Here is a 24813-nt window from a genome sequence, read left to right on the forward strand (position 1 = left end):
GGAGTGAACAACCGATGAAGCAGGAGTGGCGCAAGAGCAGGCGATCGTCCGCCTCCGGACCGGAGTGCGTGGAAATCGCGTTGGACGGGGTCCGCGCGGCGGTGCGGGATTCGAAGAACCGCACCGCCGGCGCGCTGGACTTCGACGCCGGGCAGTGGTCCCGGTTCCTCGGCGTCGCCAAGAGAGGCACCTACGACGAACGCTGAGCCGGCGCCGGGCCGGACACCGTGGCGCGGGTCCGGCGCGGCGCCGGCCGGCCGACGAGTGGGGGCGGGCCCGTCAGGGCCCGCCCCTGACTTCGGTCGGGCCACCGGTACGACCAAGGTCTGATCCGGCACCAGACCCCGGGCCGATGCGCCGGCCGACCCGTTCCGGTGGACTCTTCGCCGGAAGGGGTGGTGTCGTGGCCCGGGTCTTGCGCCCTCGCGGTGTTCACCCGGGCGACGCCCGCCGACGACCTGTCGTTGTCGCACCGCTCGGAATGCCGCACCCCGGTAGCTCTAGCCTGCGCGGCGGGGGCGTCGGCGGTGATGGCACGATCCTGCGGAAATCCGGCGGTCCTCGCCGCGGCGCCGGCGGCCCGCCCGCACCGCGGCGACCGGCTCACGACGGCCGGGCACCGGCCGGTGGCCCTGCCCGTCGCGGCTTCGACCACTACCTGGGGGACATGACATGGCGTTTCTGACCGACGCGCTGGAGGGGCTCGCCGGACTGCCGCAGCCCGCCGTGCTGGCGGTGACCGGAGCCCTGACACTGGCGGAGTGCACGCTCGGCGTGGGCTTCATCGCGCCGGGGGAGAGCGCGCTGCTGCTCGCGGCGACGACCGTGACCAGCGTGCCGAGGTTCCTCGTCATGTGGCTCGTGGTGTCGGTGTGCGCGGTGGCGGGCGACAGCATCGGGTACTACCTGGGCCGCCGGTACGGCGACCGGATGCGGGACAGCAAGGTGGTGCGCAAGCTCGGCCAGGAGCACTGGGACAAGGCCGGTGCGCTGCTGCGCCGGCGGGGCGCGTGGGCGGTGTTCTTCGCCCGGTTCATGCCGGTGGTGCGGACCCTGGTGCCCGCGTCGGCCGGTGCGTCGAAGCTGGAGTACCGGCGGTTCCTGCCCGCTTCGATCGCGGGTGCGGTGTCGTGGTCGGCGCTGCACATCGGCATCGGGTCGGCGGCCGGCGCCTCGGCGAAGATGATCGAGTCGACCTTCAACGGCGCGATGTGGGTCCTGATGGGCGTGGCGGTCGTCGTGGGCGTGGTGGTGTTCCTGCGCCGCCGCCGGAAGGCCGCCGCTGCCGCCGCCCGGTCCTCGGCGGCGCGCGAGCCGCAGGAGCTGGAAGAGGTCGGCTGATCGGGTTCTCGCGGGGTTGTTGAACGATCCGGGCAGGGGGGCTTCGGATCGTTCAACAACCACCCGCGAGCAGCGCCGCCGCCAGGTCCACGCTGCGGTGGTCGGTCGTCCTCGGCCGGGGGTGGCCGAGTGGGGATCGTCGGGCCGATCCCCGGGATGGTCGAAGGGGCCACGTTCGGGGGTTCGGATCCCGAACGTGGCCCCTTCGACCGGGGGGAGGGCAAAGGGGAAGAGCCATCCCCTACCGGATGGCCCCTCCCCGTGGAGCTGGGGACGAGGGCGGGCCGGCGTTCCGCCGCCGCGGGCTGGATGCCCCTTGCACGCCGGCCTGCCCCCGTCGATCAGGGAGAGCAGCGGGAGTTCCGCTGTCTGGTCCAACCTCCCCCACCGGGGTTCGCCCTGTGTGGTTGGTCGGACACGCTTAGCGTAAGAATGCGGCTACAGCACGACTGGAGCCGGACTGAAGTGATCTCCTAGGCTGCGTCGTGTGGTCGGGTCAGCTTGAGCCCTTCGGCGAAGGATCGGTCGGTGGAGTACGACGGCGGGGAGCCCTTGCGGTTCGAGGTGCTCGGCCTTCTCCGGGTGCGGCGCGGCGAGCGGGAGGTCGACCTCGGCGCCGCCAAGCAGCGTGCCGTGCTCGCGGTGCTGCTGCTCGGCCGCAACACCCCGGTCAGCCGGAACCACATCATCGACGCGGTGTGGGGTGACGCGGCGCCCAGCAGCGCGGTCAACCTGGTGCAGACCTACGTGGCCGGGCTCCGCCGCGCGCTGGAGCCCAGCCGGGCCCGCCGCGCGCCCGCCGAGCTGCTGACCTCGGTCGGCGACGGCTACCTGCTGCGGCTGGACCCGGCGGCGGTGGACCTGGACGCGTTCGAGCGCGGTGTGGTCGCCGCGGGCCGGCTGCGGTCCACCGGCGACCTGGAGTCCGCCGCGCGCACGCTGGACGACGTCCTGGCGCTGTGGCGGGGCGAGCCCCTGGGAGGCGTGGCCGGGCTGTTCGCCGAGGTGGAACGCGGCCGGCTGGCCGAGCGCCGGCTCGCGGTGCTGGAGGAGCGGGCCGAACTGCTGCTGCTCATCGGGCGCGGCGCGGAGCTCGTGCAGGACCTGGCCGCGCTGGTCGGCGAACACCCGCTGCGGGAGCGCGGGCACGGGCTGCTGATGCGGGCGCTGTGCCAGGCGGGGCGGCAGGCCGAGGCGCTGGGCGTGTACCGCGAGGCGCGCCGGGTGCTGATCGAGGAGCTGGGCGTGGAGCCCGGCCCCGAGCTGCGCCGGCTCCAGCAGGCCGTGCTGTCCGGGGAGAACCCCGAGCCCGAGCGGCCCACCCGGCCCATCACGATCCCGGCGGCCGCGCCGGAACCCGTGCTGCAGACGATCCCCGCGCAGCTGCCGCGGGCACCGGTCGCGCTGATCGGCCGGGACGCCGAGGTGGAGCGGCTGGACGGGCTGCTGGCGTCCTACCCGTCCGGCGGGCTGGTGCTGGTCGTCACCGGGCCCGCCGGGGTCGGCAAGACGGCCTTGGCGCTGCACTGGGCGCACCGGGTGCGCGAGGAGTTCCCGGACGGGCAGCTCTACATCGACCTGCACGGGTACGACCCGAACCAGGAGCCGTTGGGCGCGGGCGAGGTGCTGAACCGGTTCCTGCGGACGCTGGGCGTGCCGTCCGGTGACATCCCGGTGACCGTGGAGGAGCGCTCGGCGCTGTTCCGGACGCTCGTCGCGGACCGGCGGATGGTGGTGATGCTGGACAACGCCCGCGGCTCGACCGAGCTGATGCCGCTGCTGCCCGGATCGCCGTCGTGCGTGGTGGTGACGTCGCGCCGGCGGCTGGTCGGGTTGGTGGCGCACGCCGACGCCCGGCTGGTGGAGCTGGACATGCTCGACACGGACGCGGCGGTGGAGGTGCTGGGCCGGGTCGCCGGCCGGGACGCCACCGAGGTCGGTGCGCTGCGGCGGTTGGCGGTGCTGTGCGACGGGCTGCCGCTGGCGCTGCGGATCGCGGCGGCGCGGCTGGCGGTGTCGCCGTCGCTGCGGGTGGCCGAACTGGTCGCCGAGCTGGACGACGAGCACGGGCGGTTGGCCGCGCTGGGCCTGGAGGACGAGGACTCGACGGTCCGGGCGGCGCTGGACGCGTCCCGGCGGGCGCTGTCGCCGTTGCCCGCCCGGCTGCTGGCGTTGCTCGGGCTGCACCCCGGGACGGACGTGACGGCTTACGTGGTCGCGGCGATGGCCCGGGTCCGGGTGTCCGAGGCGCAGCGGGCCCTGGACGCGTTGACGGCGGCGAACCTGCTGTCGGTCGGCGAGCCCGGCCGGTACGGGGCGCACGACCTGGTGCGGGTGTACACGCGGACGCTGGCGGGCGAGCTGGCGCCGGAGGTGCGCCACGAGGCCACCAGCCGGATGCTGGACTTCTACCTGCACTGCGCGGACCTGGCCGACGGGTTGCTGCCGGTGGGGCGCGGCAGCGTGCGGGTCGCGCCCGAGCTCGTGCCGCAGGAGGTGCCCCGGTTGACCGGGGCCGGCGACGCGACGGCCTGGCTGGACGCGGAGCAGGGGAACCTGATCGCGGCGGCCGAGTTCGCCGGGGACGGCGTGGAGCGGGCGTGGCTCGTGCACGCCTGGCAGCTGCCGTACACGCTGTCGCGGTTCTTCTGGCTGCGGGCCGATCGCTCGACCTGGTTGCGCACCACCGAAGCCGCGATGCGGGCGGCCACCTCGCTGGGCGACCCCGAAGCGCGGTTCGTCACCCTGTTCAACCTCGGGGTCGCCTTCTCGCAGTTCCAGCGGTGGGACGAGGCGTTGGTGCGACTGCGGGAGGCCTTGGAGGTCGCGCGGTCGAGCGGGGACGTGAACGCCCAGGCGCGGGCTCTGACGACGGTCGGCGACATGCTGCAGACGTTGGGGCGGATGGACGAGGCCGAGACGTTCTACCGGGAGGCGCTGGAGGTCAGCCGGGCCGCCGGGTCGCGGTGGGCGGAGGCCACGGCGCACCACAACCTCGGGCCCCTGTACCTGGCCATGCGGCGGTACGAGGACGCCAAGACCTGGCTGCGCGAGGCGGTGCGGATCTACCAGGAGGTCGGCGAGCAGTGCGGCGAATCGGTCTGCCACACCGATCTCGCCGCGGTGCTGCTGGAATCCGGGGAGTTGTCGGAGGCGGTGGCTTCGGCCCGCACCGCGTTGTCGGTGGCTTCGGCGGCGGTGAGCCCTTACCACCAGGCTTTGGCGCACGACCGGCTGGCAATGGTGTTCGACCGGCAGGGAATGGCCGGGGCGGTGGCGCACTGGCAACGGGCGCTGGCGTTGTTCACGGAGTTGAATGCGCCGGAGGCGGATCAGGTGCGGGCTCGGTTGGCGCGGGTCCGGTCGGCGTCGTCGGTGGGATGACGTTTCGGCGCGGGTTCGGGTGGGTGGGTCGAATCGTGCGCGAGTCGGCGGTGACGTTCCGGACGGGAACGCCGGGTTCTCCATTGTGGCTCGGCCCGATCTGCGGGGTTCACCGGGATTCGGCGGAATAGTGGAACGCCGCACCTCTCGCTGAGGTGGTCCTGCGGCAAGTCGCGGACGTGGTCCTGCCGTACCTCTCGCTGACGTGGTTTGCCGCCAAGGACACGGCGCTCTCCGCGCGAGCGGCGGTGGGGCAGTCCCTCGCGCGTCACGGGGTGGGTGGCCGGCGTGGTGGCGTAGCCGCGGAGGTTGGTGCTGTTGCCGCGGAGGTTGGTGCTGCGGGCGGTGTGTTCGCGCTGGTGATTGGGCTGTTCCGGGGGTGTGGAGGCGCCTTCCGGAGTCGGCGGATCCTCCGGGATCGGTTGAGTGGTCTGGACCTATTGACAGAAAGGTCTGGACCTATTTACGTTTCGTTGGCTCCACTCTGCGTCGAGGTCGCCGCCTGGTGCAGGAGGTACGGCTAGTGCCCAGAAGGTTGCTGCCGCTGATGGCTCTGCTCGCCACGGTGGCCGGATTCGTCATCGCTGTCGTGGCCCCGTCCACGTCCAACGCCGCCTCGGGGGAGGAGTGCCGCCCTGACGGCCTCTACCAAACCCCGGGCGTCGCCGTCCCCTACTGCTCGGTGTACGACACCAACGGCCGGGAGTCGTTGGGGACCGACCACTCCCGCCGGGTGATCGGTTACTTCACCAGTTGGCGCACCGGCAAGAACGGCGCGCCCTCCTACCTCGCCTCGGACATCCCCTGGACCAAGGTCACGCACCTCAACTACGCGTTCGCGCACGTCGACGCGGCGAACAAGGTGTCGGTCGGACCGGACGGGCCGGACAACGCCGCCACCGGGATGACCTGGCCCGGTGTCGAGCTCGACCCGAGCCTGCCCTACAAGGGGCACTTCAACCTGCTCAACAAGTACAAGAAGCAGTACCCCAACGTGAAGACGCTCGTCTCCGTGGGCGGCTGGGCCGAGACCGGCGGTTTCCTGAACCCCGACGGCTCCCGCAACGCGTCCGGCGGCTTCTACAAGATGGGCCAGTCGCAGGCCTCCATCGACACGTTCGCCGACTCGGCCGTGCAGTTCATCCGCACCTACGGGTTCAACGGCGTCGACATCGACTACGAGTACGCGACCTCCAACAAGTACGCGGGCAACCCGGACGACTACTGGATCTCCGACGCCAACCGCGGCACGCTGTGGGCCGGCTACGAGAAGATCATGAAGACGCTGCGGGAGAAGCTCGACCGCGCGTCCGCCGCCGACGGCAAGCACTACCTGCTGACCGCGGCCGTCCCGGCGTCCGGCTGGCTGCTGCGCGGCCAGGAGGCCTACCAGGTCACCAGGTACCTGGACTACCTCAACATCATGTCCTACGACCTGCACGGCGCGTGGAACCACTTCGTCGGCCCGAACGCCTCGCTGTACGACGACGGCAAGGACGGCGAACTCGCGGCGGGCGGCGTCTACGGCGCGTACGACGGCATGGGGTACCTGAACACCGACTGGTCGTACCACTACTACCGGGGCGCGATGCAGGCAGGCCGGATCAACATCGGCGTGCCGTTCTACACGCGCGGCTGGCAGGGCGTCACCGGCGGCACGAACGGGCTGTGGGGCAAGGCGGCGCTGCCGGACCAGACCAAGTGCCCGCCCGGCACCGGCGGCAACGTCGGCTCGACCACCCCGTGCGGCAACGGCGCGGTCGGCATCGACAACCTGTGGCACGACCTGGACAAGACCGGCGCCGAGACCCCGGCGGGCGCGAACCCGATGTGGCACGCCAAGAACCTGGAGAACGAGATCACGCCGGACTACCTGGAGCAGTACGGCCTGGACCCGAAGAACGACCCGACCGACCGGGTCTCCGGTTCGTACACCCGCCACTACGACAACACGCTGACCACGCCGTGGCTGTGGAACGCCGAGAAGAAGGTGTTCCTGTCCACTGAGGACGAGCAGTCCATCGCGGCCAAGGCGAAGTACGTGGCGGACAAGGGCATCGGCGGCGTGATGATCTGGGAGCTGGCGGGCGACTACCGCTTCGACAGCGCCAAGAACCAGTACACCATCGGCGACACCCTGCTCACCAAGCTCAACGACGGGCTGCGCGGCGCGGCGCCCTACGGCAACCAGAAGGCCGCCGGGACGCCCCCGTCGCAGGTGCTCAACGTGTCGGCGACGGTGTCCGGGTTCGCGCTGGGCGACAACAACTACCCGATCAACCCGAAGCTGAAGATCACCAACAACTCCACGACCACCCTCCCGGGCGGCACGAAGATCGAGTTCGACTACGGCACCAGCGCCCCGGGCAACATGTCCGACCAGTCCGGGTTCGGGCTGCGGGTCACCGCCAAGGGGCACAGCGGCAGCAACGTCGGCGGCATCAAGGGCGACTTCCAGCACGTCGAGCTGACCCTGCCGTCCTGGCAGACGCTGGCGCCGGGCGCCTCGGTGGACGTGGCGCTGAGCTACCAGCTGCCGATCGCGTCGCCGTCGAACTTCAAGCTGACCTTCGGCGGCAAGTCCTACGCCATCGCCTCGGACCACCCGCGGGCCGGCGGCGGACCCGACCCGACCGACCCGACCGACCCGTCCACGACGACCACCACGACCACGACCGACCCGGCCTGCGCGGTGGCCGCCTGGGACGCCACGAAGGTCTACAACGGCGGCAACCAGGTCTCCCACAAGGGCAAGAAGTGGCAGGCCAAGTGGTGGACGCAGGGTCAGGAGCCGGGTACCACCGGCGAGTGGGGGGTGTGGAAGGACCTGGGGGCCTGCTGAGGTCCCGGGCCTGCTGCGGCCCGGGGCCCGCGGGAACCGTGACGAGGTCTGAGGCCGTGAGGCTCGACAGACCGTGATCAGGTCCCGCCGAGGTCCTGCTGAGGCATCCCTTACCCGCCGTCTGCCACCCCTTACGGCGGCGGGTAAGGGAAACCAGCACGCCAACCCACGTGAACACCCGATGCCCGCCCGGGTGCCTCAGGACGACTCTTCTCCTCATCAGCGAGAACGAACGCAACGAGGAGACAGTCACCATGGAATGGACGCCCGAGGCACTGAAGGCGGAGATCGACTACCGGCAGGCGGCCCTGCGCGCCGACGCGGCGCAGTTCCGCATCGCCCGGCGGAGCGCCCCGCCGAAGCGGTCCTGGTGGCGGCGGGTGGGCCGGCGGGCGCACCCGAAGGTCCCGGCACCGCGAAATGGTCACCGCGACGCCGCCTGAGGTGTGCGAACATGCCACCCGTGGCACGCCTTGGTACCGGAATCCCCTTGGTGGCGCGTAGCCGGGAGATGACCAGGCTGCGCGCCGCCCTCGACGAAGCCGCCCGCGGCCAGGCGGGAGCCGTCCTGCTGGCCGGTGACGCGGGCGTGGGCAAGACGCGGCTGGTGGACGAGCTGTCCGCCGCCGCGGACGCCCTGGTGCTGACCGGACGATGTCTGGACATCGGCGAGACCGGCCTCCCCTACCTGCCCTTCACCGAGGTGCTGGGGCAGGTGCGGGAGGCCGGTCTGCTCGACATCGGGGCACGTCCGGCGCTGGGCAGGCTGCTGCCCGAACTGGCGCTGCCCGCGTCGCAGGACGGCAGCGGGCTGTCCGGTCTGCCGTCGCACCTGGTGGGGCGGCGCCCCGAGCAGGACGTCGGCCAGTTGCAGCTGTTCGACGCGGTGCACTCGATGCTGTACGACCTGGCCGAGGAGCGGCCGGTGCTGCTGGTCCTGGAGGACCTGCACTGGGCGGACGCGTCGACCAGGTACCTGCTGTCGTTCCTGTTCTCGCGGCTGCGGGCGCAGCGGTTGCTGATCGTGGGCACCTACCGGTCCGACGACCTGCACCGCAGTCACCCGCTGCGACCGCTGCTCAACGAGCTGGTGCGGCTGCCGGCCGTCCAGCGGCTGGACCTGACGCCGTTGAGCGCCATCGACGCGCGGTCGTTCGTGGCGGCGCTGGCCGACGACCTGCCGGACGACGTGGTGCTGGAGGTCGCGGAGCGGTCGGACGGCAACCCGTTCTTCGCCGAGGAGCTCATCGCGGTCGCGACCCGCGGCTCCGGCATCCCGTGGACGCTGGCCGAGGTGCTGCTGGCGCGGATCGAACGGCTGTCGCCGACGGCCCAGCACGTGGTGCGGGTGGCGTCGGTCAGCGGGCGCTCGGTGCGGCACGACCTGCTGCGACAGGTGGCCGGGACGGACGACGTCGCGTTGGACGCGGCGTTGCGGGAGGCCGTCCAGCACCACGTGCTGCTGGTGAACCGGGACGAGGTCTACATGTTCCGGCACGCTCTGCTGCGGGAGGCCGTCTACGGTGATCTGCTGCCTGGCGAGCGGGTGCGGCTGCACTCCGCCTACGCCTCGCGGATCGCCGCGACGTCGGACCGGGGCGCGGCGGCGGCGCTGGCCCACCACTCGTTGGAGAGCCACGACCTGCCCCGTGCCCTCCGGGCCTCGGTGGACGCCGCGCAGGAGGCCCAGGCCGCCGGCGCGCCCGCCGAGGCGCTGCGGCACTTGGAGCAGGCGTTGAAGCTCTGGCAGGCGGTGCCGGCGGCGGAACGCCCGGCCGGGGTGACCGAGCTGATGCTGCTGCGGCGGGCGTCGTGGGCGGCCGGGACGGCGGGGCAGCCGGAGCGGGCCATCGCGTTCGCGCGCAGCGGCACGTTGCTGGTGGACGCCGAGGCACCGGAGGAAGCCGCCGAGATGTGGCGGCGGTTCGCGCAGGCGCTGCAGGTGATCGACGGCACCGAAGACGAGAAGTTCTCCGCGATCGAGGAAGCCTGGCGGCTGGTCCGCGACCGTCCGGCCAGTCCGGCGCGCGCGTGGGTGCTGGCGGTGTGGGCGGCGGCGCTCAGGCACGACCGGAAGTACACCGAGGCGCGGGAACGGGCCGAGGAGGCAGTGCGCGACGGGCGTGCCGCCGGGGCCGAGGCGGCGGTGGCGGACGCGTTGGCCACGCTGGGGCTGCTGGACGAGGCCGCGTCCGAGGTGGAGTCGGCACGCGACCGCCTGGAGGAGGCCGTGGCGTGCGCGATGGAGGTGGAGGCGGTCAGCACCGAGTTGCGCGCCCGCTACTTCCTCGGGCTGCACCACTACGACCTGGGCGAGCTGGCGGACGCGGCGCGGGTGTTCGACGAGGGCATGGCGCGGGCCAAGCAGACCGGGCTGACCTGGAGTTCGTACGGCCTGGAGCTGCGCATCCTCCAGGTCCTGACGCGGTACTACATCGGGGAGTGGGAAGGTGCGGCGGTGGCCGCGGAGCCTCCCGGGCTGCGGGTGTCGAGCACCGTGTCGGCGCGGTTGGCGGCGGCCGGGACGCACGTGACGGTCAGCCGCGGCGAGTTCGACCAGGCCGAGCGGCTGCTCGGCGAGCTGCGGTCGGACTGGCACCGGGACCTCCAGATCGCGCTGATCACCGGCGGTACCGGGGCGGAGCTGGCGCTGTGGCGCGGGCAGCCGGAGCTGGCCGTGGAGCGGGTCTCGGACGCCATCGAGTGGACCCGCCGGGAGGGCGGCGACTGGGCGTTGGCGGGGATCCGGCTGGCCGCGCTGGGCGTGGCGGGGTACGTGGAACTGGCGGCCCGGGCCCGCCGGCGGCGGGATGCGGCCGCGGAGGGTGCGGCGGTCGGCGCGGGGCGTGAGCTGGCGGAGTACGCGCGGACCACGGCCGACCTGGGATCGCCCCGGACCGGGTCGATGGGGCCGGAGGGGCGGGCCTGGCTGGCCCGGGCGGCGGCGGAGGAGAGCCGGTTGGGCGGGGCCGGGGACACCGGGCTGTGGCGCGCGGCGGCGGACGCGTTCGCGTTCGGGTCGGTGTTCGAGGAGGCCGTGTGCCGGTGGCGGCTGGCCGAGGCGTTGCTGGCGGCCGACCAGCGGGATGCCGCCATCGCCGAGTTGCGGTTGGCGGACGCGGTCGCGGATCGGTTGGGTGCGGTGCCGCTGCGGGACGCGGTGCACCTGGTGGCCCGGCGGGCGCGGGTCGCGCTGCACGCGGAGGCCGCGCGGTCGCAGGTGGACCCGTTCACGCCTCGGGAGCGGTCGGTGCTGGGGCTGGTCGCGTTGGGGCGGACCAATCGGGAGGTGGGGGAGGAGCTGTACATCTCGGAGAAGACGGTCAGCGTCCACCTCACGCGGATCATGGCGAAGCTGGGGGCCAGTCGTAGGGCGGAAGCGGTGGCGATCGCTTATGACCGGGGGTTGTTGGACCAGCCTGGGTGAGGGGCTGGGGGGAAGGGTTCGGTTGGGGGCTGGGCGGGGCTGGGCTGGGGATTGGGCCGGGGGTGAAGGGCCGGCGGGGGTGGCGGGCCGGCGGGGGTGAAGCGCCTGAAGGGGTGAAGGGCGAAAAGCGTCCTCGCCGGACGGGCAGGCCGCCAAGGATCCCCAAAGGGTGAAGCTCTGCGAGCCTTCAGCGCTCTGCGAGCTTGAAGGCTCTTGAGCGTTGGTGGGTGGCTGCGTGTCATCCCCGTATGGCCTGTCGAAGACGACCACGCTTGTCAGGGCAGGTCAAGCGAAGGGCGTGCTTGACCAGCCCTGACAAGCGTGGTTGCCCTGCGGGCAGGCCATACGGGGATGACACGCAGCGGGTGGGGTGTGTGCGCTTGCTTGGCGCGCGGCGGGGGTTGTGGGTGGTCGGGTGTAAACCCGGTCTCGTGATTGCCCGACCTGGGGACTAGGGCGGGTCATACCGGAGGGGGATGGCGGGTTCCGTCGGCGAGGTGACGACTGTGTACGTGGGCGCCCCATAGCTTTTCCCTGTCCGGTTGAGCAGAGGGAATGAGGGAGCATGTCCGCACTGGTGTCCGACGTCGGAATCCGCACCGCTGTAGCCGCTTCGGGCCTGGTGAAGGTCTACGGCAAGGGCGACACCGCTGTCCGGGCACTGGACGGTGTGAGCGTCGAGTTCCAGGCCGGTCGGTTCACGGCCATCATGGGGCCCTCCGGGTCCGGCAAGTCCACGCTGATGCACTGCCTCGCCGGACTGGACAACGTGGACGGTGGGGGCGTGCACATCGGCGGGACCGAGATCACTTCGTTGGGGGACAAGGATCTCACCAAGCTGCGACGGGACCGGATCGGGTTCGTCTTCCAGGCGTTCAACCTGCTGCCCACGTTGACGGCCGAGGCGAACATCCTGCTGGGGCTGGAGTTGGCCGGGCGCAAGCCCGATCGGCAGTGGTTCGACACGATCGTCGACGTGCTGGGGCTGCGGGACCGGTTGAAGCACAAGCCGACCGAGTTGTCCGGTGGGCAGCAGCAGCGGGTCGCCTGCGCGCGTGCGCTGGTCTCCAAGCCGGACGTGGTGTTCGCGGACGAGCCGACCGGCAACCTGGACTCGCGGTCCGGGGCCGAGGTGCTCGACTTCCTGCGGATGTCGGTCCGCAAGCTCGGGCAGACCGTGATCATGGTGACGCACGACCCGGTCGCGGCTTCCTACGCCGACCGCGTGGTGCTGATGGCCGACGGTCACCTGGCCGGCGAGATCGACAGCCCGACCGCCGACTCCGTGCTCTCCGCGCTGAAGCACCTGGGGGCGTGACCGGATGCTGCGCACGATCATCGCGGGCCTGAGGGCCCGCACCGCCCGGCTCGTGCTGTCGTCGGTGGCGATCGCGCTCGGGGTCGCGTTCGTCACCGGTACGTTGGTGCTGGGCGACGCCATGAACGCGAGCATGCGGGACGAGTTCGCCAAAAGCGCCCGTGGTGTCGACGTCTCGGTTTACCTGTCCGGTGGCGGTGGTGACGTCAAGGGGATCACACCGGAAACCCTGGAGAAAGTTCGGCAGGCACCGGGCGTTGCGGGTGCCGATGCTCGCGCCTTCCAGCAGGTGCCGCTGATCGCGACCAACGGCAAGGCCAAGCCGGCGTTCGCGGTGCCGCTCGCGGCGACCGAGGAGCTTCGGGAGTACGACCTCGCAGACGGTCGGTACCCCAGTGGTGTCGACGAGATCGCGGCCGACGTCCGGACCGCCGAGACCGCCAAGCTGTCGATCGGCAAGACGGTCACGTTGCTGGGCAAGGACGACCAGAAGCGGGAGTACACCCTGGTCGGCACCTACAAGCAGGGTGTCGGCGAGGTCTCCATGTCGGGCAACGACCACCTCGTGCTGACGCCCGAGGCGTACACGGCGTTCAACCCGGAGCGCCTGCCGTACCAGGTGGTCGCGGTGGCGGCGGACGGGTTCACGCAGCAGCAGGTCGCGGACAACGTGCGCAAGGCGCTGGGCAGCGACATCTACACCGTGCAGACCGGCGAGCAGCTCACCGAGGACACGCTGCGGCAGGTCAGCTCGCAATCCGCCCAGTTCACCACGTTCCTGCTGGCGTTCGCGGCGATCTCGCTCGTGGTCGCGGCGATGGTCATCTACAACACGTTCACGATCCTGGTCGCGCAGCGGACGCGTGAGCTGGCGTTGATGCGGTGTGTCGGCGCGAGCCGCAAGCAGGTGTTCCGGGGAGTGCTGGCCGAGGCGCTCGTGATGGGGCTCGCGGCCTCGGTGATCGGCCTGCTCGGCGGGCTCGGGGTGTCCGCCCTGCTGCAGAAGGTGATCGGCGGCTTCGGTGGCGGTGCGGACGCCCCGGTCCGGGTGCCGGTCACGGCCACGACGGTGCTGGTGGCGTTCGCCGTCGGTGTGGTGGTGACCGTGCTCGCCGCGGTGCTGCCCGCCCGCAAGGCGACCCGGGTCGCACCGGTCGCGGCGCTGCGCAGCCAACTGGACAGCAGCGAAGAGGTGTCGCGCACCGGCAAGCTCCGGGTGCTGTTCGCGGTGCTGCTCGGTGTCGGCGGTGCCGGCACCATCCTCATGGGCATGCGGATGGAGGGCGAAGAGGCCCCGATGTTCGTCAGCGGCGCGGGCACGATGCTGCTGCTGGCGGCGGTGCTGGTGCTCGGGCCGTTGCTGGTCGGGCCGGTGAACCGGGTGCTCGGCGCGCTGCCGAGGGCGTTGTTCGGGGTGCCGGCGAAGCTGGCCTCGGCCAACGCGGGGCGCAACCCCAAGCGCACGGCCGCGACCACCGCCGCGCTGATGATCGGTGTGACGGTGGTGGCGATGGTGACGGTGGTCGCCAACAGCGCCAAGGAGACCGCCAACGCGCAGGTCGACCAGCGGCTGCCCGCCGACTACACGGTGACGTCCTCGGTCTACGACCGGCCGCTGCCGGTGGCGTTGGCCGAGCAGCTGGCGGCGGTGCCCGAGGTGGCGAAGGTCGCGCCGACCACGCAGCTGATGGGGGACCGCGGCTACTTCACCGGGGTGTCGAAGGACGCGCTGGGCGACCTGTTCCGGCCGACGGTCGAGAGCGGCGCGCTGGGCGACCTGCGTGAGGGCACCATCGCGCTGAACGCCGGCTACGCCGAGGAACAGGGCCTGGCGGTCGGCTCGACGACGACGGTGAAGACCGGGAACGGTTCGCAGGAGCTGAAGGTCGTGGCGCTGATCTCGGGGCAGCGCCTGGCCGACGGCGTGGTGACGCTGGAGACGTCCGCGAAGCTCGACCCGGTGTCCGACGGCTACGACAGCATCATGGTCAAGCTCGAGCCGGGCGTGGCGAACGGCCGCGCGGCGGTGGAGAAGATCACCGACGCCTCGCCGCTGGCGGTCATCGACTCGGCGGCGGAGACCAAGGCGCAGCTGAACGAGCAGCTCGACAAGGTGCTGGCGTTCGTGTGGGCGCTCATCGGCCTGGCCGTGGTGATCGCGCTGTTCGGCATCGCCAACACGCTGACGCTGTCGGTGCTGGAGCGGACGCGGGAGTCGGCGCTGCTGCGGGCGCTCGGGCTGACCAAGGGCCAGCTGCGGCTGATGCTGGTGGTCGAGTCGATCCTGATGGCGCTGATGGGCGCGGCGATCGGGCTGGTGCTGGGGGTCGGGTTCGGTTGGGTGATCACGAAGGCGCTGTCGTCGGACACCCTCGAACTCGCGGTCACCATCCCGTTCGGCCAGATCGGCGTCATGCTCGCGGCGGCGGTGGTGGCCGCCGTCCTCGCGGCCGCGCTGCCCGCTCGGCGGGCGGCTCGCACCTCGGTCGTCGCGGGGATGGCCGAGGCGTAGGGGGTGGGGGCCGGGTGGCCCGTTCCGCGTTCGGGGCGCGGAACGGGCCATTGGCGTGTCACCGCTTCCCCGGGGTGCTCCACGTGCTCACCGCCGGTCGTCCGGGCGCCTGGGGGCTCGGCGGTGCCGGGTGGTGCTGTCGAGCAGTGCGTGGTGGGTCGGGTCACAGGAATTTATCGCCGCACGCGTCATATCCGGGTGGGTAGGCCCTCTAACCAAGTGCGGGTTGGCTCGGGCGAGGGCCGAGCCAACTCGCCTTCCGATTCGGCCGGGTTGGCTCACCGCGTGTGGCAGTCGGTGACGGTGAGTGTGTGAAGCGCTTCGGAAAGTTGCGGAACGGTGTCGACCGTTCGTCCTCGGGTTGACAGTGAGGGGTGTCACTCACGACTGTGAGAGCGCTCTCACTGCGGGCCGGAGCCCGCCGGGCGCGTCGAGGAGGACGGATGAGCAGGACATCGGTCGGCCGTGCGGCGACGACCATCGCGATCGCCGTGGCCGCCACCATGACGACCGCCTGCGGTGGCGGGGGAGGTGACGCCGGCGACGGGCGGGTGCGGTTGTCCGTCGGCGTCTTCTCCGACTTCGGGTACGACCGCCTGCTCGAGGAGTACCAGGCGGCGCACCCCGGCGTCGAGGTCGAGCAGCGCAAGGTCAAGATGGAGCAGCACCACACGCAGCTCGCCACCCAGCTCGCCGGTGGCCGCGGCGCGGCCGACGTCGTGGCCATCGAGGAAGGCAACATCGCGCAGTTCCGCCAGTCCAAGGACAGGTTCGTCAACCTCGCCGACTACGGCGCCAAGGACTTGGCGTCGCAGTGGGCGCCCTGGAAGTGGAACCAGGGCACCACCGACGACGGCGACTTCGTGCTGGGCCTGGGCACCGACATGGGCAGCCTCGCCATCTGCTACCGCCGCGACCTGTTCGAGGCGGCCGGGCTGCCCGCCGACCGTGACGCGGTGGGCGCGCTGTGGCCGACCTGGGCCGACTTCCAGGCCACGGCCGACCGGTTCACCGCCGCCACGCCGAACGTGAAGTTCGTCGACGCCGCGCAGAACGTCTACAAGGCGGTCCTCGACCAGACCGAGGAAGGCTACTTCGCCAAGGACGACTCCTACATCGCCGACCGCAACCCGAAGGTCGCGGACGCGTTCGGGCTCGCCGCGAGCCTGGGCGAGAAGAGGCAGACCAGTGCCCTCACGCCGTTCAGCCAGGACTGGAACGTGGCGCTGAAGCAGGCCTCCTTCGCCACCACCACCTGCCCGGCCTGGGCGCTGGCGCTGATCAAGGCCGGGGCGGGCGACGAGGCCGCGGGCAAGTGGGACGTGGCCACCGCGCCCGGCGGTGGCGGCAACTGGGGCGGTTCGTTCCTGGCCGTGCCCAGGCAGGGCGGGCACCCCCGGGAAGCCTACGAGCTGGCGAAGTGGCTGACCGCTCCCGAGCAGCAGAAGCGGATCTTCAAGGAGACCGGCAACCTGCCCAGCGAGCCCGCCGCCTACCAGGACCCCGAAGTCACGTCGACCGTCAACGAGTACTTCAACCAGGCGCCCGTCGGCCGGATCTTCGGCGACTCCGCGGAAAACCTCAAGCCGACCTACCGGGGCAGCAAGGACTCCAAGGTGACCCCGGTGTTCAACAACGCCCTCAACCGCGTGGAGACCGGCAAGCAGTCCACTTCGGACTCGTTGGCGCAGGCTCTGCGGGAAGCGCGGGACGCCGTCAAGTGACGGTCGCACCGGCCCGAAGGGGGACGGGCACCAGGCGCCCCGTCCCGCCGCCGCACACCGGGCGCCCGTCGTGGCGCGACCGCCTGGGACGCCTGGACACCAGGTTCACGCCGTACCTGATCGTCGCGCCGTTCTTCGTGGTGTTCGGCGTCTTCGGCCTGTACCCGTTGCTGTCCACCGCCTGGATGTCGCTGCACGACTGGCAGCTCATCGACGGCGCACAGGCGTTCGTCGGCCTGGACAACTTCCGGGAGCTGCTGGCGGACAGGAACTTCTGGAACGCCCTGGGGAACACGCTCAGCCTCTTCCTGCTGTCCACGGTCCCGCAGTTGGTGGCCGCGTTGGGCTTGGCGGCGCTGCTGGACCGGGGTCTGCGCGGTCGGGCGTTCTGGCGGGCGGGCGTGCTGCTGCCCAACGTGATCTCCGTCGCCGCTGTGGCGTTGGTGTTCGCGCAGCTCTACGGCCGCGACTTCGGCATCGTCAACCACCTGCTCGGTCTGGTCGGCGTCGACCCGGTCGACTGGCGGGCCGAGACCTGGGCGTCCCACCTGGCGATCAGCTCCATGGTGATGTGGCGGTGGACCGGGTACAACGCGCTGATCTACCTCGCCGCCATGCAGTCCGTGCCGAAGGACATGTACGAGTCGGCGCTGCTGGACGGGGCGTCGCGGTGGCGGGTCTTCTGGTCGATCACCGTGCCGGGCATCCGCCCGACCATCCTGTTCACCGTCATCGTGTCGACCATCGGCGGCATGCAGCTGTTCGTGGAACCCCAGCTCTTCGACCCCGGCGGCACGGCCACCGGAACCGGCGGCACCGACCGCCAGTTCCAGACGTTGGTGATGTACCTGTACGAGAAGGGTTTCCGGCTCTTCGACGCGGGCTACTCGTCGGCCATCGCCTGGGTGCTGTTCCTGCTGATCCTGGTGGTGGCCCTGGTGAACTTCACGTTGACCCGGCGCATCGCGTCCAAGGGGTGAGCGCCGTGGCCACCACTGCCGCAAGACGGCTGACGAACGCCGGCCCGATCGCGTACGCGTCCCTGGTCGTGATCCTGCTCGCCTCGGTCTTCCCGCTCTACTACTCGTTCCTGATCGCGAGCAAGGACAACTCGGCGCTGGGCGACGCCTTCCCGTCCCTGGTGCCGGGCGGCAACCTGGTCGAGAACCTCGGCCGGGTCTTCGACACCGTCGACTTCTGGTCGGCGATGCAGAACTCGCTGATCGTGGCCGGAACGGTCGCGTCGAGCAACGTGCTGCTGGGCACGCTGGCCGGGTTCGCCTTCGCCCGGTTGCGCTTCCGGGGCAGCCACTCGCTGTTCCTGATCGTCGTGGGCACGTCCATGGTGCCCACGCAGCTCGGCGTCATCCCGCTGTACGTGCTGATGTCGGCCCTGGACTGGTACGGCACCCTGCAGGCCGTGATCGTGCCCGCACTGATCGGTGCGTTCTCGGTGTTCTGGATGCGCCAGGCCTGCGAGGAGTCGGTTCCGCAGGAGCTGGTCGAAGCGGCACGCATGGACGGCTGCTCGGTGCTGCGCACGTTCTGGCACGTGGCTCTCCCGGCCGTGCGGCCACAGGCGGCGGTCATGGGCATGTTCACGTTCATGACCGCCTGGAACGACTTCTTCTGGCCGCTGATCGTCCTGGACCCGAACGACAGTCCCACCGTGCAGGTCGCACTGTCCACTCTGGCCAGTGGCTACTACACCGACTACTCGCTCATGCTCTCCGGCGCATCCCTCGCGGTGCTGCCGGTCGTCGGGATCTTCCTCCTGCTGGCCCGCCAGATCGTCGGTGGGCTGATGCAGGGCGCCGTTAAGGGGTGAACACATGACCACAACCGACCCGGAGACCCAGGTCGGGCAGGAGCTGCTGCGGTTCCCACCGGACTTCGTGTGGGGTGCCGCGACAGCCGCCTTCCAGATCGAGGGGGCCACCGGGATCGACGGTCGGGGACCGTCGATCTGGGACACCTTCGCCGCTACACCGGGCAAAGTGCTGGGAGGCGACACCGGAGAACCGGCGTGCGACCACTACCACCGCTACGCCGCGGATGTCGGGCTGATGGCCGACCTCGGCTTGGGCGCATACCGCTTCTCGCTGGCGTGGCCGCGGATCCAGCCGACGGGCGCCGGGCGGGTCGAGCCGAGAGGGTTGGCCTTCTACGACCGACTGGTGGACGAGCTGCTGGAGTACGGCATCCAACCTGTCGCGACGCTCTACCACTGGGATCTCCCTCAGGCGTTGGAGGACCACGGCGGTTGGCGCAACCGTGACACGGCCTACCGCTTCGCCGAGTACGCGGCTTTGACGCACGCCCACCTGGCCGATCGCGTGCAGTTGTGGACGACCCTGAACGAGCCGTGGTGCTCGGCGTTCCTGGGCTACGGCAACGGGGTTCACGCTCCGGGCGTGGTGGATCCGCGTGCCGCGCTTGAGGCCGCCCACCACCTGATGCTCGGCCACGGGTTGGCGTTGCGGGCCATGCGGTCGTCCGCGCCGGCCGACCACCGGTTCTCGATCGTGCTCAACTTCTGCTCGACCTGGGCCGACCGCGATGACGAGGCCCATCGGGTGGCGGTCCGGAAGGTCGACGGCCTGCAGAACCGGTTGTTCCTGGATCCGTTGGGCGGTCGGGGATACCCCGCCGACGTGGTCGAGGACACCGCCTGGCTCGGCGACTGGCAACGGGTGGTGCGCGACGGTGATCCGGAGGTGATCGCCTCGCCGATCGACTGGATGGGCGTCAACTACTACAGCCCGACCCGGATCGCGCCTGCCCCGGCCGACCACGTGACCGAGGGGCCGTTCGCCGGTCTGAGGGGCGTGACCGTGCTGCCGCCGCGCGGGGAGTTGACCGGTTTCGGGTGGGAGGTGGACGCGCGGGCGTTCACGGAACTGCTGGAACGGCTGGGGCGGGACGTGGCGGTGCCTCTGGTGATCACCGAGAACGGCTCGGCGTTCCCCGATGTGTTGCGGGACGGGGAGGTTGTCGACGCGGACCGGACCCGGTACCTGATCGACCACCTGCGGGCGGTGCACACGGCGATCGCGCGGGGGGTGGACGTGCGCGGGTATTTCGCTTGGTCTCTGCTGGACAACTTCGAGTGGGCGGCGGGGTACAGCCAGCGGTTCGGCATCGTGCACGTCGACTTCGGGACGCAGGTGCGGACGGTGAAGCACAGCGGCCACACCCTGGGGCGCGTGATCAGTCGGAACGGCGTGCCGGCCGGCGGTTACGAGCCTGTCTGACGGGCTCCGGCCGGCGGTTCCGGACCTGATCGGTGGGGCTCCGGTCGGCGGGTGTGGGCCGGTTCGGCAGGGGCTCGGGCCGGTGGTTGCGGGGCGGCTTGGCCGGGGTTTTGGTCGGCGGGTGTGGGCCGGCTCGGCGGGGGCTCGGGCCGGCGGTTGCGGGGCGGCGGGTGTGGGGCGGCTTGGCCGGGGCTTTGGTCGGCGGGAGGGTTGGTTCGGTAGGGCTGTGGCCGTCTGTTGTGGCCTGCTCGACAGGGGCTTTGGCCGGCGGTTACGGGCCGCTTGACGGGCTGCGGGGGCTGTTCGGGCGGGCTTGGGCCGTGCTGAGCAGCCCCCGATCTCCATTCTTCCAGAGACCACCGACATTCCCGGAAAAACGCCCCCTGGGGCTCATTCTGCCGGCGACCACCGACAGACCCCGGTCGCACCTCTGTGGATCATGGAGGTTCGGATACGGTGCCAGGATGAGTTTCCGGTTGGCTGCGTACGCGGTGTGCATCGAGAGCGGGCGGGTGCTGGTCGCCCGCTGCGTGTCACCGACCGGCGAAAGCAACTGGACCCTCCCGGGCGGCGGGGTCGAGCACGGGGAGGACCCGTTCGACGCGGTGATCCGGGAGGTCGCGGAGGAGACCGGTTGCGACGCGGTGGTCGAGCGCCTGCTGGGCGTGGACTCAAGGGTGATCCCCGTGGCCGAACGCCGCGTGCCCGACCCGCTCCCGCACCAGAACGTCGGCATCTTCTACCAGGTCCGGATCACCGGCGGCGAACTGCGGCCCGAGCCGAACGGCGAGACCGCCGAGTCGGTGTGGACGCCGATCCCCGACGTCGCCCACCTTCACCGGTCATCGCTGGTCGACATCGGCCTCGCCCTGGCGCGGACCATGCCGGCCACCGGCCACGTCCCTCCCGTCCCGGTCGGCGGTCTGATCCGGCACTGAGACCGAAACCGCCGGCATGACGGCTCCTTGGGCCCTGTGACGGGGTGCGGACCGACGCGGCGTCGTGCCGTCCTGGACTCCACGCCCCGAAGTCGACGGCGGTTCAAGCCGAAGCGCGGCGCACCAGCACCGTGGGCAGGACCTCGCGGCGGGCCTTGATGGGTTCCTCGCGCAGCAGGCGCAGCAGGTGGGTCACCATGTGCTTCACCTGGTTGCTGGTGTCCTGCTGCACGCTCGTCAGGGGCGGCGAAGTGTGCGGCGCGATCATCGGGTGGTCGTCGAAACCCACCACCGCCACGTCCTCCGGCACCCGCCGCCCCGCCTCGCGCAGGGCGTCCAGCGCCCCGGCGGCCATCAGGTCGCTGGCGACGAACACCGCGTCCAGGTCGGGCACCCGCGCCAACAACGCCGCCATGGCCCGCTTCCCGCCGTCCCGCGAGAACCCGCCGTCCTCGGTCAGCAGGGCGACATCGGCCTCGGAAGCCCCGACCGCCGACCGCCACCCGGTGAGCCGGTCCATCGCCGAGTGCTCGTCCAACGGTCCGGTGACGGACACGATCCGCTTGCGCCCCAACGAGATCAGGTGCTCGGTGGCCAACACGCCGCCACCCTCGTTGTCGTGGTCCACCAGGTGCAGCCCGCGCAACGGACCCCAAGGCCGCCCGGCGTACACCACCGGCAGCGGCAGCCTCCGCGCCACGGCGGGCAGTTGGTCGCCCTTGTGCGGTGCGAACATCAGGGCACCGTCGACGTGCCCGCCCGCCAGGAATCGTTCCGCGCGCGCCATGTCCTCCGGCGAGTGCACCAACAACAGCACCATCTGCACGTCGACGTCGGACAACGACCGCGCCGCCGAGCGGATCAGCCAGGCGAAGTGGGGATCGTCGAAGATCTTCGGTTCCGGCTCGGAGAACACCACCGCGATCGCACCGGTCCGCCGCGTCACCAGGGCCCGTGCGGCGTGGTTCGGCTGGTAGCCCAGTTCCACCACGGCGGCCGTGACGGCTTCGTGGGCCTCGGGGCTGACCCGGGGCGACGCGTTGAGCACGCGGGACGCCGTCGCGCGCGAGACGCCCGCCTTGGCCGCCACGTCCTCCAGTGTGGGCCGGGCGCTGGAGTGCGGTTGGACGGACACGAGCACCAACTCCTCGCCACACCGAGCCTGACCGGACCAGCTTAGCCGGAGGTCACCGGCACGAGAGCGCTCTCACGAGGGGACGCGCCGGGGCGGTTGCCCAGCCGCTTCCCGGGCGGTCCGGCCCAGGCCGGCGCGGCTCAGTCCGGGCACTGCGGCGGCGGGTTCAGGTTCAGCGGGTGGCACGGCCAGACACCGGGTTCGTAGCTGCTCTTGGTGGACGTGGTCGTCGACGGCCTCGGGGCCTGGGTGGTCGGCTCTGCCGTCTGCACGGGCGGCGGCGGCGTCGTCGTGGTGGTGGTTTCCGGCGGCTGGGACGTGGTGGAGTCCCGCGCTGCCGACACCGGGTCGGTGGTGGCGGCCTTCGGCGGCTCCGACGGGGCGCTGGACGTCTCGGCCGACCGGGTGGTGATCCAGGTGGACGCGGGCGGTTCGGCTTTCTGCCGGTCGCCCATCCCGTCGATGTACACGCCGATCAGCACCCCGGTCAGCGCCGACGCCGCCACGGCCAAGCCGCTCGCAGCCCACAGCACCCGCACGGCCGACCTCCGGGTTCTCGTCGCTGGCGTACTTCTCGTTGTTGGCGCAAATGGTGCAGCGGCGAAACAGTACCGCTTGATCGGCGGGTCTCAGCCGATCCAGGTCACCTCCGGCGACCCGGCCACCCGGTCGAGTTCCGCGAGCACCGCTTTCCGCGTCCTTGCGGACAACGAGCGGAAGGGCTCTACGGTCACGGTCGTCCGGCGACCTTTGCGCTCGGCCGACCACACGCCGGCCATCAGGCCGTCCACCAGCAGCACCGGCGACAGCCAGCCCTGCGGCCGGTAGACGCGGTCCGGTGTGCCGCCGGCCAGCAAGTGCTCGGCGTGCCTGGTGGCGGCCACCACGTACTGGTCGAACGCGGGCAGCAGCCGCACGCCGGTCACCGGTCCGGCTTCCCGCAACGCTGTTATGGAATCGGTGCGGACCCAGTGCGGCGCACCTTCCACGTCGACCGGCGTGATCCGGTCGCCCAACGCCTTGAACACCCGGCCGCCTTCCGCCGGCTTCACGCCCCACCAGCGCGCGAAGTCCTCGCGGGTCGCCGGTCCCTGCCGGGCGAGGAACCGCAGGGCGATCTCGGCGACCGCGTCCGGCGGAGCCTCCCCGATGTCGATCCAGGTGTCCGGCCGGGTGAACCGCACGTACTGCCCCTCGCCGGGCCCGAACACCAGACGCCCCTGGAACGACGCGGGCTTGAGGTACGCGCCCCAGCTCTCCCGCAGCTTCTCGCCGATCCGCGGCGACGTGCGGCGCCCCACCTCGTCGGCCAGCTCGTTGCGGGTCAGCAACTGCCCCTCCAACGCCTCCGCCACGCCGTCCAGCAACGCCCGCAGCTCCTCGGCGGTGATGTCGAAGCCCCGGTACCAGACCGGCTTCAGGTAGTGCTCGTAGGTCGCGAAGCCGGCCTGCCACAACGCGTACTCGCGGGCCGGCAGCAGGTGCAGCGTGCCGCGCATGGACCACGTCTTGACCAGTGTCCGGTCCTCCCACAGCGCGTTCGCCACGAAGTCCGGGGCGAGCCCGTCGACCCGCGCGTGCAGCGTCGCCTCCGCCGAGGACATCAGCTGCGCGTGCAGCCCGCACAGCTCCGAGACCACGTCCAGCGCGTCCTCGGCGGGTCGCCGCACGTCCAGGCTGTGCGCACGGACGCGCCACGCGGCGACCTGCCGCCAGGTCAAGCTCACTTCCGCTCCTCCACGGCCCGCTCGATCGCGGCGAGCCTGCGCTCCAGGCTCGCGGTGCCGAGCACCCGGGCCAGTACCAGGGCCGCCCCGGACAGCCCCGCGACCAGCACCGAGCCGGTCAGGTGCCAGGTCGGGGCGTCCGCCGTGCAGGTGAAGACCTCGGTGAACCGCTCGGACGAGCAGGTCACGAACGGCACCGCGGCCACCCCCACGCCGGCCGCCGCGACCCCGCCCAGCAGGGCCGAGCCGAACGTGCGCATCAGCGGGAAGGCGGCGTTGGCCGCGCCGGCGGCGGCGATCACGAACAGCAGCGGCACGGGGTGCGGGAACGGGCCGAACGCCGCGCAGCCCAGCATCAGCGCGGCCACCACGGCGAGCCCGGTCCGTTCACCCACGCGGCGACCCTAACCCGCGTCCAGCGAGACGTCAGAACTTCGTAAGCCGTTTCCGGGACTCTGACGGGTGCCGGGTTCGTCAGAGTTGACAAAACCGGCGGAACGGAAGGGCGTGCGATGTCCAAGCGGGTAGTCGTGATCGGGATCTCGGCGGTGCTGGTGGTGGCACTGGCGGTGGGCTTGTACCTGTTCCAGCCCTGGCGGCTGGTCACCGACAGCACCGCCGACGAAGCCCTGCTGGTGCCCACCTCGACATCGACCCCCACCGGCTCGACGACGGCCGGCTCGACCACGGCCGCACCGACGACGACTGCGCCCGCGGGTCCGGTCGCCCTGGCGTCGGGGCCGTTCCGGTCGCTGGAGCACGAGACGACCGGCAGCGCGACCCTCGTGCGGCTGCCCGGCGGCGGCCACGCGGTGCAGTTCGAGGCGCTGGACACCAGCGACGGCCCGGACCTGTACGTGTACCTGTCGGACAAGCCGTCCGACTCGGCGGAATCCGCGTTCGGTTCCGGTTTCACCAACCTCGGGAAGCTGAAGGCCAACCGCGGCAACCAGGTGTACGAGGTGCCCGGCGGCGCCGACCTGGCAACCGTGCGCAGCGTCGTGATCTGGTGCGAGAGGTTCTCCGCCGGCTTCGCCGTCGCACCGCTGGAACAGTCGTGACACCGGCCGGAACCGGAACGCATTGGTCTCGACCAGATATAGCCTCTTCGCGCTATTGACGCATCTGGTCTAGACCACTTAAAGTGGTGAGCGCCACATCGTCCCTCGTCGATGGGCGGGCGGATGCCCCACCGACGAGGCGCCGGCTCA

18 protein-coding genes are annotated in these 24813 nt (G+C 71.4%); 14 read left to right on the forward strand and 4 right to left on the reverse strand.

Going from position 1 to position 24813, the window contains the following annotated elements:
- The first annotated feature begins 14 nt into the window (after positions 1–14).
- From FHS29_RS38470 to FHS29_RS11965, 13 genes are all read left to right on the forward strand, one after another.
- Positions 15–206, forward strand: coding sequence for a DUF397 domain-containing protein (locus FHS29_RS38470; protein WP_246440262.1), 192 nt, complete (start codon positions 15–17; stop codon positions 204–206).
- 466 nt (positions 207–672) lie between these two features.
- Complete coding sequence (locus FHS29_RS11910; protein ID WP_184690637.1) at positions 673–1341, forward strand: DedA family protein; 669 nt, start codon at positions 673–675, stop codon at positions 1339–1341.
- Positions 1342–1869: 528 nt separating this feature from the next.
- Positions 1870–4725: an AfsR/SARP family transcriptional regulator gene (locus FHS29_RS37640; RefSeq protein ID WP_312864872.1), complete on the forward strand. Its 2856-nt coding sequence runs from the start codon at positions 1870–1872 to the stop codon at positions 4723–4725.
- A gap of 523 nt (positions 4726–5248) precedes the next feature.
- Positions 5249–7567, forward strand: a complete 2319-nt coding sequence (locus tag FHS29_RS11920; protein WP_184690639.1) for a chitinase C-terminal domain-containing protein — start codon at positions 5249–5251, stop codon at positions 7565–7567.
- 254 nt (positions 7568–7821) lie between these two features.
- Positions 7822–8010 carry a hypothetical protein gene (locus tag FHS29_RS11925; protein ID WP_184690640.1) on the forward strand — a complete coding sequence of 63 codons (189 nt, stop codon included), beginning with the start codon at positions 7822–7824 and terminating at the stop codon, positions 8008–8010.
- 11 nt (positions 8011–8021) lie between these two features.
- The gene (locus tag FHS29_RS11930) at positions 8022–10994 is read left to right on the forward strand and encodes a helix-turn-helix transcriptional regulator (RefSeq protein WP_184690641.1); all 2973 of its coding nucleotides are present in this window, start codon (positions 8022–8024) and stop codon (positions 10992–10994) included.
- Between the two features lie 565 nt (positions 10995–11559).
- Entirely contained in the window at positions 11560–12312 is a 753-nt protein-coding gene (locus FHS29_RS11935) for an ABC transporter ATP-binding protein (RefSeq protein ID WP_184690642.1), read from the forward strand.
- A 4-nt stretch (positions 12313–12316) separates the two neighbouring features.
- Complete coding sequence (locus tag FHS29_RS11940; RefSeq protein WP_184690643.1) at positions 12317–14824, forward strand: ABC transporter permease; 2508 nt, start codon at positions 12317–12319, stop codon at positions 14822–14824.
- A 443-nt stretch (positions 14825–15267) separates the two neighbouring features.
- On the forward strand, positions 15268–16548 hold the full coding sequence (locus FHS29_RS11945; RefSeq protein ID WP_184690644.1) for an extracellular solute-binding protein: 1281 nt from the start codon (positions 15268–15270) through the stop codon (positions 16546–16548).
- A gap of 83 nt (positions 16549–16631) precedes the next feature.
- Positions 16632–17528, forward strand: a complete 897-nt coding sequence (locus FHS29_RS11950) for a carbohydrate ABC transporter permease (protein WP_376774417.1) — start codon at positions 16632–16634, stop codon at positions 17526–17528.
- Positions 17529–17533: 5 nt separating this feature from the next.
- On the forward strand, positions 17534–18376 hold the full coding sequence (locus FHS29_RS11955) for a carbohydrate ABC transporter permease (RefSeq protein WP_312864873.1): 843 nt from the start codon (positions 17534–17536) through the stop codon (positions 18374–18376).
- A 4-nt stretch (positions 18377–18380) separates the two neighbouring features.
- Complete coding sequence (locus FHS29_RS11960) at positions 18381–19802, forward strand: GH1 family beta-glucosidase (RefSeq protein ID WP_184690645.1); 1422 nt, start codon at positions 18381–18383, stop codon at positions 19800–19802.
- 464 nt (positions 19803–20266) lie between these two features.
- The gene (locus FHS29_RS11965; RefSeq protein WP_184690646.1) at positions 20267–20740 is read left to right on the forward strand and encodes an NUDIX hydrolase; all 474 of its coding nucleotides are present in this window, start codon (positions 20267–20269) and stop codon (positions 20738–20740) included.
- Between the two features lie 103 nt (positions 20741–20843).
- Here the strand turns inward: FHS29_RS11965 and FHS29_RS11970 are convergent, their stop codons facing one another.
- From FHS29_RS11970 to FHS29_RS11985, 4 genes are all read right to left on the reverse strand, one after another.
- Positions 20844–21875: a LacI family DNA-binding transcriptional regulator gene (locus tag FHS29_RS11970; protein ID WP_184690647.1), complete on the reverse strand. Its 1032-nt coding sequence runs from the start codon at positions 21873–21875 to the stop codon at positions 20844–20846.
- 140 nt (positions 21876–22015) lie between these two features.
- Positions 22016–22414: a hypothetical protein gene (locus FHS29_RS11975; RefSeq protein WP_184690648.1), complete on the reverse strand. Its 399-nt coding sequence runs from the start codon at positions 22412–22414 to the stop codon at positions 22016–22018.
- Positions 22415–22504: 90 nt separating this feature from the next.
- Entirely contained in the window at positions 22505–23602 is a 1098-nt protein-coding gene (locus tag FHS29_RS11980) for a winged helix DNA-binding domain-containing protein (protein ID WP_184690649.1), read from the reverse strand.
- Complete coding sequence (locus tag FHS29_RS11985) at positions 23599–23997, reverse strand: hypothetical protein (RefSeq protein ID WP_184690650.1); 399 nt, start codon at positions 23995–23997, stop codon at positions 23599–23601. Before FHS29_RS11985 ends, FHS29_RS11980 begins: the two co-directional genes overlap by 4 nt.
- Positions 23998–24114: 117 nt before the next feature.
- Between FHS29_RS11985 and FHS29_RS11990 the strand changes: the two genes are divergently transcribed.
- Positions 24115–24663 (forward strand): DM13 domain-containing protein, encoded by a 549-nt coding sequence (locus FHS29_RS11990; RefSeq protein WP_184690651.1) that lies wholly within the window; start codon positions 24115–24117, stop codon positions 24661–24663.
- The last annotated feature ends 150 nt before the right edge of the window (positions 24664–24813 follow it).

Source organism: Saccharothrix tamanrassetensis (assembly GCF_014203665.1).
GTDB lineage: Bacteria > Actinomycetota > Actinomycetes > Mycobacteriales > Pseudonocardiaceae > Actinosynnema > Actinosynnema tamanrassetense.